8 protein-coding genes are annotated in these 14,550 nt (G+C 63.7%); 5 read left to right on the plus strand and 3 right to left on the minus strand.

All coding sequences use genetic code 11. The features are described 5' to 3' along the window. Positions 1-45: 45 nt before the first annotated feature. The 3 genes from ACFZDA_RS31555 to ACFZDA_RS31565 form a co-directional block, all read right to left on the minus strand. Positions 46-1,857: an IS481 family transposase gene (locus ACFZDA_RS31555; protein WP_391088315.1), complete on the minus strand. Its 1,812-nt coding sequence runs from the start codon at positions 1,855-1,857 to the stop codon at positions 46-48. A 325-nt stretch (positions 1,858-2,182) separates the two neighbouring features. Continuing rightward, complete coding sequence (locus ACFZDA_RS31560) at positions 2,183-4,438, minus strand: restriction endonuclease (RefSeq protein WP_391088317.1); 2,256 nt, start codon at positions 4,436-4,438, stop codon at positions 2,183-2,185. Between the two features lie 713 nt (positions 4,439-5,151). Then, positions 5,152-5,391, minus strand: coding sequence for a hypothetical protein (locus tag ACFZDA_RS31565; RefSeq protein ID WP_391088319.1), 240 nt, complete (start codon positions 5,389-5,391; stop codon positions 5,152-5,154). A 773-nt stretch (positions 5,392-6,164) separates the two neighbouring features. Between ACFZDA_RS31565 and ACFZDA_RS31570 the strand changes: the two genes are divergently transcribed. The 5 genes from ACFZDA_RS31570 to ACFZDA_RS31590 all read left to right on the plus strand — a co-directional run bounded on the left by ACFZDA_RS31570 (position 6,165) and on the right by ACFZDA_RS31590 (position 14,522). Beyond that, complete coding sequence (locus ACFZDA_RS31570; RefSeq protein ID WP_391088321.1) at positions 6,165-6,629, plus strand: hypothetical protein; 465 nt, start codon at positions 6,165-6,167, stop codon at positions 6,627-6,629. A 565-nt stretch (positions 6,630-7,194) separates the two neighbouring features. Beyond that, entirely contained in the window at positions 7,195-8,670 is a 1,476-nt protein-coding gene (locus ACFZDA_RS31575) for an ATP-binding protein (RefSeq protein WP_391088322.1), read from the plus strand. Between the two features lie 47 nt (positions 8,671-8,717). Beyond that, entirely contained in the window at positions 8,718-11,507 is a 2,790-nt protein-coding gene (locus ACFZDA_RS31580; RefSeq protein WP_391088324.1) for a Z1 domain-containing protein, read from the plus strand. Then, positions 11,504-12,511, plus strand: coding sequence for a PD-(D/E)XK motif protein (locus tag ACFZDA_RS31585; RefSeq protein ID WP_391088325.1), 1,008 nt, complete (start codon positions 11,504-11,506; stop codon positions 12,509-12,511). Before ACFZDA_RS31580 ends, ACFZDA_RS31585 begins: the two co-directional genes overlap by 4 nt. Next, positions 12,504-14,522 carry an AIPR family protein gene (locus ACFZDA_RS31590; protein ID WP_391088327.1) on the plus strand — a complete coding sequence of 673 codons (2,019 nt, stop codon included), beginning with the start codon at positions 12,504-12,506 and terminating at the stop codon, positions 14,520-14,522. The genes ACFZDA_RS31585 and ACFZDA_RS31590 overlap by 8 nt, the downstream gene beginning before the upstream one ends. Positions 14,523-14,550: the final 28 nt, after the last annotated feature.

Below are 14,550 nucleotides of genomic sequence, written 5' to 3' on the forward strand. Positions count from 1 at the left end.
CTTGATGCCCGACACCTTGGTCCCGGGTGATGCTTGATGGTGGGCCTAGACAACATCGGAAGCCTTGTGGGGCTTGTTCGCTTTCACGTTACGGACCGGAACGTCGGTCGTGCGGCGGATGACGCGGACCTGGCCGTCCAGGTCGACGGTGATCGTCGTGTCCGACACGTGCACGGTCACCGTCTGGCCTGCATACGGGCGGCCGAGGGAGACGACCTGCCGACAGACCATGATGGTGCCGACCGTGCTGACCCGCCGCTGCACCCGCACCGGCTCGACCCGGGGCTGGGGCGGCGGGCCCGCGGGCCGCAGGCCGTGCAACCGCTGCACCTCCTCGCTGGTGAACGGGTTGGACCGCACCCGCAGCAGCTCCCGCGAGGACGGATCGAAGAACGACAACGTGGCTTCCTCGATGCGGACGCTCACCCTGCGCCCGCCGAGGATCTCCGCCGCCAGCACCTGGCGCCCGCCCAGGCCCACCAGCCCGTGCTTGTTCACCGTCCGGTCCACCTCGAACGCAGCACCGTCCCCCGTCGGCAGCGGCGACGGCCCCGCCGCACGCCCTCCCCGCGCCGCCAGCTGTGCCAGATCGGCCACCGACAGGTGCGACCGCACCGACTTGATGCGCGACCCGGCGATGAGCAGGTGGATCACTTGCGTGTCGGCCCAGAACGTCACCGTCAGGCCCGAGCGGGCCGGGCCCAGCCAGAACTGCTTGGCCGCGACCTGCAGATTCCCACTCGCCGGCACCACCCGCTCGAACTCCACCGCCCCACCCGGCTCCACCGGCACCGCCGCCGAGACCAGCTCCGAAAGGCCGGGCGACACGTCGACCGGTTCCGGCTCCGCGGGAGGTGTCCGCTGCGGCGGCACCAACGCCAGCATTCCGGGCACCCTCAGGCCCAGCATGTCCCGCTCTTGCTCGGGCACCGGGGTGAAGCGATCGGCGGGAGACTGCATGTCCAGTGCCTGATGCGGCCGGACGGAGTTGTATTCCGCCACCCATGCATCTAGCGCTGCCTGAGCTGCCTCGATGCTCTCGAAGGCACCGCAGTCGTCGAGGAGTTCACGCCGCAGCGTCTGGTGGAACCGCTCAACTTTGCCCGTCGTGGTCGGCGACGCCGGCTGGGTGAGACGGTGGGCGATCCCGTTCTCCCGGCAGATCCGGTCGAACAGCACCTCACCGCCATGCCCGAACCGGTCGGTGAACTGCTTGCCGTTGTCGGTGAGCACCTCTTCCGGCACCCCGAACGTCTGCAAGGCCCGGGCGAACGCCGAGCAGACAGCCCGACCGGTCGCCCGCTCGACCACCGACGCGATCACGCAATACCGGGAATGATCATCCACACCCGTCACGACCTTGGCCTCGGTCAACTCCCCGGTGACCGGATCGACCAGCATGACCCCGCCCACGATGTCCATCTGCCACAGCTGCATCGCACGGTCGCGCTGCCAGCGCTTGTAATCCGACCGCTTCCGGCGCCGCACCCCTGGCTCCACCAGCCCATGCCGGACCAGGATCCGATACACCGTCATCCGCGACGGCACCGGACTCACCACCCCTGACCTCTCCAGCACATGAGCGATCCGCCGCGGACCCCATCGAGGATGCTGACGCCGCAGCTCACACACCGCTGCCTCCACCTCGGCAGAAGCCTGATGCGGACATGAGGACGGCCGACGCGAACGATCCGCCAACCCGGCCAGGCCTGATGCCTCATACCGGGACTTCCACCCGCTCACCGTCTGCCGCGACACCCCCAGCTGAGCGGCGACCTCCGTCACCGTCGCGCCCGCCAGCACCGCAAGCACAGCCCGGTATCTCTGCTCGACAACCGACAACTCCACCAGCGCCAATCCCGGCCTCCCCACACACGCCGCAACGACGCGCACAGAAAAGCCGAACACGGCCACTGTCAACCATCAGCTGGGACCGAAGTGTCGAGCATCTCCCGGGACCGGACACGCCCACACCGCAGACTGAGTTACAACTTTCTCTACTGGTTCAAGGCGGCTCGCTCCGCTCCCCGCGCGCGGCCCGGCCCCCGGCCGGGCCTGCGCTCCTGCCTCCGTCCCGCTCCAGCCCGCCCGGCGTCCGCGCCACGCTCTCGCATCCAGCGACTCACCGGTCAGAGACAGAGGTAGGCCGCGGTTAAGGCGGCCGGCGGAGCGGCAGGTCGCGTCAACCCAAATCATCAGTCCGAAGCGAACCCATCATGTCCGCAACCTCTCTCATCTCCTGCCTAAGGCTCATTCCTGAATCAGAACCCGAGAGATCACGTCTCCCATAATCGTACTCGTCATCTTCCATGGCTGACATCTTGCCTACTGCTTCGCTATAACCGGGGAAGGTTCCGCCTGGGTCATCGTACTCACCCGCGAAAGCCAAAATTCTTTCCATCATCGATGGATCGAGCATCGAGTCAGGTCCCGCTTCCGCCCATTCATCGATCCTACGTTTGGCATACCACCGCATATCATCTTCGACATCAGGGATCGCAATTTCTGGAACAATGCCGGATAGATTCCCAAGGAGGCTTTTAGCCGACTCCAGCAAATCCCACGACGACAGATCTTCCTTGATCCATTCGGTTGCCATATAAACGGCATCCGGAAGGATGTCGCGCAATGATTCCCGATCTGAATCGCTCAGAAATTGGATGATTGCAAGAATGTCCCCCGGATCGGATGCTTCCAGAATAGCTTCATCTTCAACAATCGCTCTGCGGGCGCACTCCAGGATTGATTCAGAGGCGAGCATTTTACCGAAATGTAGGTACACCCTGGCTCGCTCGGCTGGGTCAATACTGGTGTTTACACCGTCACTGCGTAGCCCCTGGGACTCATATGCGCTAAGTGCTGCCTTTTCAATTACGTTGAAATTTCGCCTAAAGAACTGAAGAGCTTCGTTTCGCTCGCTTGCCATTACCACTAGAGCTTCAATCTGCTCAAAATGGGCGCACCCCTTGACGAGCTGTAGGAAATTCGATTGATCCTCAAGGAGGTAGTCTCGCATGAAGTCGCGAACGGAGGGGTTGTGGAAGGATAGAAAGACTTTATCGGACTTTCGATAGGTTCTTAGCATCGTCCCATCGAGAGTGGCGATAGCGGTTCGCAGATCCCTTGAGCTTCGACCCAACGAAATCCAGAGATCTTGCATGTCGCCCAGGTATACGCCATTCAAAAACGAATACGTGAGCGCAAGAAGTTGAATGTCAGGGTCTTTGAGCTGATGACTTACTATATGAGACCAAACACTCCGGGGATCCTTAAGATTGTCTAGGATGCGCTCCCCAACACCCTCACCTGTGGAGGAGAAGCTGTCTGCTTCAGCAATAGTGGCTGCCACCACGCGGGGGTTGAAATTCGGATGCCGAATGATTGGCACATACACGGCAGGATCCGCGAAGCTTGCCTTTACGTCATCGCCAAGGCCGGACGCATACACGTGATTGTAGAGAATGGCCCCTCTGGCGCGGTACGTGTAGTCCGCCATATTGATCACACAGGTATGCAGCTCGAAGCGGTGCCTGTGAAGCTTTTCGTATCGCTGCCGCGCTTGAGCGAGGATGTACTCACGCGTCGTAAGGATGAACCGCTTATTGCTGGACTTTTCAACTCTACTCATGAAGGCAAGAAGGCGGCTATCCTCATTCTTTCCGAGCTTCTCTTCTAGAGTTGTCTGCCCTAGGAAATCGTCATAATAGTAAATCTGTGCGACTTTCTCATCCCACAGAGAATTAGCTTCCTCAAGATCGGCAGATACCTCGACTAGCTCATATCCTTCGCTCACGTATCCAGCGCAGAGCACCTGAGCCAAAGTTGTCTTCCCGATACCGGGGATCCCTGCTATCACGCAGGTGTGCCGCTTCTCCAAAAGTTCCACAGCTCTGCCATAGCTCTCATTAGGCGCGTATGTGCGAAGCGTGGAGTCCAACTCTTCTGCGAGTTGCTGAGAGCGCGTCAAGACACTTTTAGAAAGCAGCGTAGACAACACAGATGCGCTAGTCAACCACAACCGAACATGGCGCCTGACAATACTTTCATGCTTTCGAAGAAGTGCATTTATTTCAGTGATTCCATAGATGTCGCTCGGGGTCTTCACGTGCGGCGACAAGATGCTGTAGATCTTATCCTTGGCTCCCTTCGTCAACTCCACAGAGGTAGCAAGAACATATCTACTCGGTTGCAGCTTTTCCACTTTCGGGAGTTCGGAAATCCTTATTCGCTCGATCAATTTTGAGCGTGGTGAGCGGACCCAATGTTTGCATTGGATCACAAGTTCGGAACCTTCTTCATGAAGGTAGCGGAGATCGACTCCAGAGTCTGCACCGGGTGAGAATATTTCTAGCCTCACGCCATACTCAGCTTCGAAGATATCCTTACAGACAGCCTCGAAATCGAAATCTGTTAGCCTGGTTAGATCGAAGTTCTCCACTCAAGTCCCCTTACAACGTCTCTGACATCATGGACTTGTTCTAAGCCAGCTCGCATGGAGATACGCGCGGCCACGCCACGGGCATGCGCCGCTGGGATCCACGCGAGCGGTCCCTGAACACGTTCCACGTAACCAGTGAAGCGCGTCCCCCCGCCCGCCGCAGTCGAATGCGTGTTGAAGGCCCCGTGCGCTTCCGCCGTCGGGGCTTGCTCCGGCTGACGCCCGGATAGCGTGGCTGAGGCCGGTGAGGGTACAGCGAGGCATACGCGCGCGCCTGGTCGGTCGGCTGACGCGCCGTCGTGGCGGGCTTTCGTCGGCTTAGGCTGGGACGGGCCGCCAAGAAGGTGCCGGCCGTCAGCCGAACGAATCCCGGCACCGGGCAAGGCTGGGCCGTCCCTGGGCCGTCCGACGCCGCTCGACAGTGGCCAACGACGACCAACGACGATCACCAGGTGCACGAGCCCACAGCCTCTGACCAGCAAAAACCCAGCTCGCCAAGATCCCCGGCAAGACCCAGGGCAAGAAGACAGGTCTTGACTCCCCCATTGAGACTCCGCCGACCTGATTAGTTTCGGCAGTAACACGGCAAAGGGAGATCCTCGCCGTGATTGAGGACGGGCCTTCGCCTCGGAGCGGTGTTCTCAGGTGACCGCCTGCAATGGGAGCGGCAGGCAGGCCAGTGCGGGGACCGAAGGCCGACGCAGCAAGTTAGGTCAATTTAGACCGGCGGCGCGCATCAACTCAGAGTCGCTGTAGCCGAACGTGTAGTCCTCGTCCATCCCGTTCGACAGCCAGATGTCTACCGCTTCATACACGCTTAGCGACTCGCTACCTCCGTCGCCGTCATGGTCTTCGCCAATCATGCAACGGCAGTCCTCGCAATAGCCGCTCTCCTGCCCGTCTTCGTCGAACTCGACGAAGACGAAGCGTTGGTGCTTTGGGCCAGCTGGCATGAGATCTCCTGCCAGCGAAGTGAACATTCACGGTAGCAGTGCGCACATGTCAGAGGCGCTGAAACTGGGATGCCTCGACTCACCTATCGTCGTGGCTGACAGTCGTCACAGGCATCGTCAATGGTCGTATCTCTTTCGGTGGTTCGTAACGCTTGCCGACGCGCCACGATATTCGCACTCTGGGCAAACTTCCCAGATTCCCCGGTCCTCCGCTTCATCAACGACCGAGACTTTTGAATTGAAGCCATGGTGCGCTAGCAGGCGAACGACCGAGTTTCCGTAGCGCGTTGCCAGCACCGCTGCCTCAGCGATCTTGTCGTGCCCCTGGCGGAAGTAGGCCCCGTGACCAGTCGTCTGTCCGCATCCGCACCAGCAGCTACCGGTCGGTGCTGGCTGGGCCGGCCCCTCGTCGAGTGTCATGTCCTAACGCTAGTGAATTGCGGGGTAGCCGGAGACACGGATCCCGGAATCTGGTTCAGGCCCCTCAAGCCCGATCGTGGCGCCGGTCACCATCTCCGCTGCCAGACACTCCAACGTGACCCCATGGTCAGGGCCCGGCTGCGCCTACGCAAGCGCCCGCCTCGCCGTCTCACTTCCCGTCTCATTCAGCCCGGTTCAGGGCCGTTTAGACCGGACTCCGCACCAGGCTCGCCACACCGGGCGATCATCCATGAACGCAGGTGAACGCCACCCGGACCACAGTTGGAAATCGTGTTGGCCTGAGAGCACGACGTGTACTGCGTCGGGTCAGCGATACGTGATCAGCTTGTGGTGTGGAGACCATCATCGCCAGTGCCATAGCCGTTCTGGGGACCCTGCTCGGCTCGAGGCTCACCCTGGCGTTTCAGCAGCGCACCACCGACAAGGGGCATCAGTTCACCCGCCATGAGAGGGTCCGACAGGAGCGACTCGATGCTTACTCCGCCTACGCCGGTGCACTCATCAACTACCGCCGCTGTCTGGTGCATCTCTGGTTCTGCGAACACGAACACCCACCACACGAGGACCCCGGTGTGGTTCGAGTCCGCGCATACGACCTGCGCTCCAACGCCCAAGAAGCTCTCTTCCGGGTGCAGATGCTCACCGATGACGAGGCCTTGAGCAAGGCGGCGGAAGCTGTACTTGGAGACGTCACAACCCTACCCAAGACGGACAGCAGAACCGAACTGGACCAGCGCAGGGTGAAGACCCGCGACGACATCAGTCGACTGGTCAGAGCGTCCAAACGCCATCTCTGATGCACCTACCAACGCGCCTGCACGCACGGTCAGTCCGTCAGAGCCGGGCGCCGGGCGGGCCGCACCACAAGCGCACCAGATAAGGCGGGGAACAGCGGGGAGTCACGGCGAAAGCGGTCCAGCCTGAGGAGGCTGCAACAGGGGCATTCCTCCAGGTCACTGCCCGGACAGGCCTCGAATGATCACAGCTTCCCAAGCTGATGGCTCGACAGCTCAATACGGCCACACCCCGCTCCTCATGCGGTGCGCGAGGCATCTGACGAGCGGAACCTCTGAGGCCACTGTGATGTTCGCGGAGGCTACGTCTGCGCTCCTCCAGTCTCCCGGCCGGCCCAGGCAACTCAACGGCCCGCGCGTTACGCCTCGCGAAGCTAGTGGGCAGTGCTCACGGAGATCGCTTACGCCAAACAAGTCCCTTCGGTAGCATGCTCCGAACGGGGGATTTCGAGTGTGGGACAAGCAGCAACACACGCACACACAAGGCTCGAGAGGTCCTGCCACATGCTGCTCCGCGGAGCACGCAGACGACATGACCGCACAGGACTGACCGGTACGGAGCGTAAAGATGGACTTCGAGGTCGCCGCTCCCGACCCTGCTGGCATGGTGGCGTCGCTCAGTTCGCTCGGTTACTCACTTCCCGCCGCGGTTGCAGACCTCGTGGACAACAGTGTCTCAGCAGAGGCCAAGAACATCGACGTCGACTTCACCTGGGACGGTCAGAGCTCCTGGATCGCTGTGACGGACGACGGCAGGGGGATGACAGAGCCCGAGCTTGTGACCGCCATGACAGTGGCGGCGCGTGGTCCGTCAGCCGAGCGGAGTGCCACGGATCTCGGCCGTTTCGGTGTTGGGCTGAAGTCCGCCTCGTTCTCCCAGTGCCGGAAGCTCACCGTCGCCACGGTCAGGGACGGAGCCTGGCATGTCCGGACGTGGGACCTCGGCATCGTGGAGCACTACAAGGAGTGGCGGCTCCTCCGTGACCCAGGCGACACGACCACCGCTCTCCTGCGTCGGATCGCGGAAAGCATGCAGCATGGGACCATCGTCCTGTGGGAGCAACTCACCGGTTACCACAACACCGCCGTGGCCAGCGACGACGAAAAGACCCAGGCCCAGTTCTATGCGGAGGCTGAGCGTACCGAAGCCCACCTCGCGATGGTCTTCGCCCGTTTCCTGCAGCGTCCGGCCCGGTGCCGGCTCCGGGTGCGTGGCTCCGACCTCTCCCCGTGGGACCCGTTTCTGTCCAAGCATCCGTCGGTCCAGCGGATTCCCTGGGAGCCTCTACCGCTGGGGGCGGAGGCGGTGCGCGTGGAGCCCTTCGTCCTCCCCACGGCACAGCGGCTCTCGGAAGCCGAATACGAGTTGGCTGCCGGGCAGAAGGGATGGTTAGGGCAGCAGGGGTTCTACGTCTACCGCCGTGACCGCCTGATCCTGGCCGGTGACTGGCTGGGAATCCGCGGTCTGCGGCGCGAGGAGAAGTACAACCTCGCGCGGATCGCTGTGGACATCCCTGCGGAGGCCGACACCGACTGGGGCGTGGACGTGCGCAAGGCGAGCGTTGTTCCCCCCGTCTCCTTGCGGCGTCATCTGGAGAGGATTGCCAGGTACACGCGCGAGGCGGCCTCCCGCTCCGCACGACAGCGTGGTCAGGTGGTGTCGCGGGCGCACGGCGACCCCCTGAAGTTCGCCTGGAACGTGAGGCGCCACGACGGCCGGATCGTTCTGCGCATCAACAGAAAACACCCCTTGGTGAAGGCGGCGATGGACGACCACGGCGGCAATCCGGACGTCGTCCGCTCGATGATCCGCCTCCTTGAGGAGACGGTCCCGGTCACGGCGCTCCGCATGCTCCACGAAACCGACACGGTCGACGATCCCGAACCCTTCGGCGGTCCAGGGCCGGCCGCTCCGGAGACCGTCGACATCGCCCGCCAAGTGTACGAAGCACTCCTTGGGCAGGGCCGCTCCCCTGAGGACGCCCGGGGCGTACTCAGCTCCATGTCTCCCTTCGACGAGCAACAAGGTTTCTGGAACTCCTGACACCTGGTAGTCCCTATTCCCAACCGACCCGGCCGCAGGAGGTCGCTGTGAGCACCACCCCCGAAGACAGTCTCGAGAAGGCTGAGCAGACGGCGGTGCTGCTCCTGCCAGGAGACCGCCAGGCAACGCCGACCGAGGTGGACTTCGCCGTGAACACCGCGGTCAGCATCCTCGCTGCCCAGGGGATCACCGTGGAGCGGGACCAGGTGCGGAAGGTGCTCGAGGCCCGGGCTTCCGTGTTCCAGGCTGATTCCTCCGCGATGAAGAACGACGAAGGCCACGTGCCCTGGCTCGCCGACGCGAAGGCCGACCGGAAGTGGGACTTCTGGGACCGTTACCGGCGCTACCTTCTGAGCGTCTCCAAGCTCCCGACGCAGGTCGTGCGCCGACTCGACCAGAGCACTGACGACGTTCTCGGTGAGCTGGAAGACCCTCAGCGGGAAGGCGCCTGGCGTCGGACCGGGCTCGTGATCGGACAGGTCCAGTCCGGCAAGACAGGGCAGTTCATCGGGCTCGCCGCGAAGGCAGCCGACGCTGGCTACCGGCTCATCGTGGTGTTCGCCGGGATCCACAACGACCTGCGCAGCCAGACTCAGCTCCGTATTGACGAAGGACTCCTCGGGTTCGACACCCAGTACCAGTTCCGCTCGGACGACGACGCGCATCGTCATATCGGTGTCGGCGCGATGTCGCACGGCAAGCGTCTAAAGGCGGCGTCGCTCACCACCAGTCACGAAAAGGGGGACTTCGCCCGGAAGACGGCGGTGTCCGCGAACGTACCGGTGGGTAGTGTTCCGGTGGTCCTCGTCGTCAAGAAGAACCGTCGGATCATCGACAACCTGCGTGACTGGGTGATCGACAACCACGGCGTTGAGGACCCGGAGACCGGCCGGATGGTCGTTCCTGATCTCCCCTTGTTCGTGATCGACGATGAGGCCGACAACGCAGGCGTGAACACCTCCAAGGACCCCGACACCAACCCGTCGGCGATCAACAAGGCCATCAGGCGGTTGGTCAACAGCTTCACGAAGGCGTCCTACGTCGGCTACACCGCGACCCCCTTCGCGAACATCTACATCAATCCCGACACCGACCACGACGAGCTGGGCCCCGACCTCTTCCCGGAGAGTTTCATCCGCACTTTGCGGGCACCGTCCAACTACCTTGGTCCCGAGCGGGTCTTCGGTCTGCAGACCGACGGAGACGAGGAGGACATCGAGCCGCTGCCGCTCATAAGGCACATCAAGGACACGGACCTCTGGGTGCCGGACAAGCACAAGTCCTACCACCGGGTTCCCGACTTCCTGCCCGAGTCGCTGCAGCGTGCCATCCGGTCCTTCGTCCTGACCTGCGCGGCACGTCGAGCACGGGGGCAGGTCGCCGTGCACAACTCCATGCTGGTGCACGTGACCCGCTTCACGGCCGTACAGCAGCAGGTCCGCGACCAGATCGACGCCCATGTGCGTCTGCTCTTCGACGTCCTCCAAGACCGGTTCAGCAGCGCCCGCGAAGAACTCGAGGAAGAGCTGCGGGAGCTCTGGGATGAGGACTTCGTCCCCTGCACCGAGGACATGACCGGGGACAGGCTCGACTGGGAGGACGTCGAACCGCATCTCCACGCCGCACTCGGGAAGATCACCGTCATGGCTATCAACGGTGCTGCGAAGGACGCCCTCCAGTACTACGAGCGCCGGGAGACCGGCCTGTCGGTCATCGCCGTTGGCGGCGAGAAGCTCTCCCGCGGTCTGACCCTCGAAGGGCTGTCGGTCAGCTACTACCTGCGTGCCTCCAAGACGTACGACACCCTGCTGCAGATGGGCCGCTGGTTCGGCTACCGTCCCCGCTACGAGGATCTGTGCCGCCTGTACACGACACGTACGCTGCAGCGCCAGTACGCAGAGATCACCGCGGCCACCGACGAACTTCGGCGTGACGTCGAGGAGATGTCCGCGGTGGGACTCACCCCCCGCGAGTACGGTCTCAAGGTCAGGACCTCGTCGCTCGGCCTCGGCATCACGGCCTCCAACAAGATGAGGCAGGGCACGCGCGTCCGCCTCAGCTACTCCGGTGAACTTCCCGAGACGACCATCTTCGACCTCTCCGAGAAGGCCGTTCGTAAAAACCACGAGATCCTCGAGTCGTTCGTCGCGCGCCTCGACGCACTCTCCGCGGGGGATGTGGACGAGCGGAGCGGGAGCATCACCTGGAGCGGCGTCGCAGCCTCGGACATCACCGAAGGTTTCCTTGACTCTTACCTCACCGACCGGCAGGCCCAGCGTGTGCGACCGGCCTTCATCGCGGAGTACGTACGCCAGTGCGCCAAGCAGGGTGAGTTGGGCAACTGGAAAATCCGCCTAGCCAGCCGATTGCCCGAGGGAGCGGCGCACGAGATCGCGGGCCATTCCATCGGCCTCATCACGCGCAGCCACTCCAAGTCCTCGGAGGTCGTCCCCGGCCGCTACACGATCAAGCGCGTGCTCAGCCCCGCCGACGAGCTCTGCGACCTGACCCCGGAACAGTACGACCGTGCGCTGAAGGCCACGCAGGAAGCCGCGAAGGGCAAGCTCAACAGGAAGGGCGAACCGCTCGATCCCGACACCCCCCGCGGTCGGCCCCTGCGTCACCAGCGCCGTCCTGACCAGCCGTTGCTTCTGCTGTATCCCCTCAGCCCTGCCGAGGTGGCCAAGTCGTCGGGGAATCCCGAGCCGGTCGCTCCGCTGGTCGGGTTTGCCATCAGCTTCCCGTTCTCCCGCCACCAGTTGAAGACCGAGTACGTGGTGAACGACATCTGGTTCAAGCAGGACATGGAGTTCGACGACTTCGAGGACGAAGAGTGATCGACGAGACTGTGTGGCAGGAGCTGGAGGCTCACCAGCAGACCCCCGGCAGGTCCACCCGGAGGCTACACCCCGACTCCCCGCACGACATCCAGGTGTCGGTGACGCACCCCGCCCTCCGGCGGATGCTGCTGCTCGGCACGGACGCCAGGACCGCCGACACCGTACGTCAGGAGATCCACGAACTGCCGGCCACCCGTGGCCTGCAGTTGAACCTGTCGTCGGTGTCCGGCAACCACTACGAGCTCCAAGTCATGCTCACCGACGACGAACTCACGGAGGTGTTCACCCCACTCGTCTCCGACATCGCTGAAGTGGTGCGGGATGCACCGACCACCGGGACGGCGGCGGAGGCCGCGGTTCGCCGCTACGTCCGGTGGCAGCAGCTGCTCCGCTCCGTGTCGCGCGAGGGGCTGTCCCGACAGGCCCGGTGCGGCCTCTTCGGTGAACTCCACTTCCTCCTCGAGTACGTACTGCCGGCGTTCGACCAGCACACCGCCGTCAGTTCCTGGACCGGACCGAGGCAAACGAACCAGGACTTCCAGCTGCCCGGTGCCGCGGTCGAGGTGAAGGCGACCACGGCCCGCTCCCCCCGGACGGTCCAGATCGCGAGCGAGCGGCAGCTGGACACGGCCGACTCGACGCCCCTCGCACTGGCCCACCTCGTCCTCGACGACCGGCAGCGGGGGCTCGGCAGGAGTCTGAACGTCTTGGTGGACGAGATACGGGCCCGTCTGACCTCACCATCCGCCTCCCAGCGCTTCGAGAGCCTGCTGGTTCAGGCCGGCTACCTGCCGAACCAACGGGACCTCTACGAGCACGATTGCTACACCCTGCGTCGCAGCGAGTTCTGGACGGTCGGGGAGGGGTTCCCCCGGATCGTAGAGGCCGAACTGCCGCCCGGGGTCGGCAACTGCACCTACACCATCGACGTGTCGGCCCTGGCCGCCCACACCGTCAGCGCCGAAGCACTGGTCGACCTGATCCGAGGAACCCATGGCTGAGCACGACCTCCACGACTACTCACGCGCGCTGGTGACAGACATCCAGGCGCTGGCGGACGCCGAGGGCGGCTCGATCCCGAACACGTTCACCCAGCACGTACTCGAGATCCTCGAGGAGGCCGGGGTGGTCACCGACGCAGCGCTCGCCTATCACTCTTCCCGGGGGCTGGAGATCTACGGCTACGGCCTGCCCGAGGACGGGTCCAGCCTCGATCTCTACACCACCGACTTCAACCTGACCCCGTTGAGCAGCAAGCTGACCAAGGCCGAGTCCGACAGGCTCTTCCGCAGGCTGTTCGCGTTCCTGGGCAAGCACGGGGCCATCCGCCCCAACCAGGAGGACAACACCGACGTGCACGATATGTGCGTCGGTGTGGAGAAGGCGCTGTCGAACGTTCCGAAGATCCGCCTCTTTCTCCTCAGCAACCGGGTCAGCACGACGAGCGCCCCGGGGCCGGGGGAGTTCGCAGGGATCCCTGTCACGCACGAGCTCTGGGACCTTGCGCGGCTCCACAGGCACGAGACTTCCGGGAGCATCGGCGAGCCCATCAAGGTGACCTTCGAGCGTCCTCTCCCCTGCCTGGCGGCGCACAGCGACGAGCCGAACTACTCGGTCGTCCTGGCCGTCATCCCCGGCCGACAGCTTGCCGAACTGTACAAGGAGCACCGGACCCGCCTGCTCGAACTCAACGTCCGGTCCTTCCTCCAGACCCGTGGTGGCGTGAACAAAGGCATCCGCGAAACCTTGCTGAAGGATCCGAGCCGCTTCCTTGCCTACAACAACGGGGTGACCGCCACCGCCTCGGACGTGGACTTCGAGACCGACGAGGACGGCAGTCCCGTCGCCATCAGGAGCATGACCGGCCTCCAGATCGTCAACGGCGGCCAGACCACCGCCTCGCTGCACCACGTCCTGACCCATGACAAGCGGGACCTGGACGGGGTCCATGTGCAGATGAAACTCACGATCGTCGATCCCGCGTACCTGTCCGAGATCGTTCCGAGGATCTCCCAGTACTCCAACACCCAGAACAAGGTGACGTTGGTCGACTTCAGCTCGAACCACGAGTTCCACGTCGCCTTCGAGCGTGTCTCCCGCAGCCTGTGGGCTCCTGCGACCGACGGCAGCGGTCAGGAGACGCGATGGTTCTACGAGCGGGCGCGCGGCCAGTACACCGACAAGTCCGCCGAGCACGAGACCCGCGCCGCCCAGCGCAAGTTCAAGCTGATCACCCCGAGCCGGCAGAGATTCAGCAAGTCCGACCTGGCCACCTTCGTACACTCCTGGGAGCAGCTCCCGTACTGGGTCAGTCGCGGCGCCCAGAAGAACTTCGCCCACTTCATGGAGCGGATCGAGAAGTCCGATCCCGTTGTGGACGTGCAGTACTGCAAGCGCGCCATAGCCACCGCCATCCTCTTCCAGGCTGCCGACCGGATCGCCCGTGCGCACTCGGCCGGCAGCCACAAACGACTGATCACTACCTATACGGTCGCCCGGCTCTCGCTCGCCGCCGAGAAGCGGATCGACCTCGACAGGATCTGGAACGAGCAGGGCACTACGGACGCCCTAGAGGACGCCCTCGACGAGCTCTGTCCCTTGATCATGGAGACGGTGATCGCCAGCGACCGGCACGTGTCGGAGTGGGCGAAGAAACCCGACTGCTGGGATGAGGTTTCCCGCATTCCGTGGACGCTCCCCGACGCGCTGACCGCCGAGCTCACGGCCGAGCCCTTCGAGATCGCCTCCCCCGAGAGCCCCGAGTCCGACGAGGCCGAAGCCGCCGTCGAGGACATCCCCAGCGAGGAGTGGCAGGCTCTCGCGGACTGGGCCCGCGAAGGCCGGCTCCTGCGCGCCGTAGACAGGCAGCTCGCCGACCGTGTCGCGCAGCGGCTGTCCCAGGGGCGACGGGTCGCCGGGGCCCAGGCCAGGCAGGCGATGGAGGTCTACGAAGAAGCCCTGCGGCATGGGTTCCACCCCTCGCCCGTCGGCCTCGACCACGAGACCGCGTGAGAGCGCCAGTCCCGGACACCGGGGCTGG

The sequence above is a fragment of the Streptomyces sp. NPDC007991 genome, from assembly GCF_042958445.1.
GTDB lineage: Bacteria > Actinomycetota > Actinomycetes > Streptomycetales > Streptomycetaceae > Streptomyces.

What these genes read in the sequence shown, in the direction of transcription:
- ACFZDA_RS31565 (WP_391088319.1), bottom strand. Translation starts at nt 5,391, where the DNA reads ATGCCAGCTGGCCCAAAGCACCAACGCTTCGTCTTCGTCGAGTTCGAC.
- ACFZDA_RS31575 (WP_391088322.1), top strand. Translation starts at nt 7,195, where the DNA reads ATGGACTTCGAGGTCGCCGCTCCCGACCCTGCTGGCATGGTGGCGTCG.
- ACFZDA_RS31590 (WP_391088327.1), top strand. Translation starts at nt 12,504, where the DNA reads ATGGCTGAGCACGACCTCCACGACTACTCACGCGCGCTGGTGACAGAC.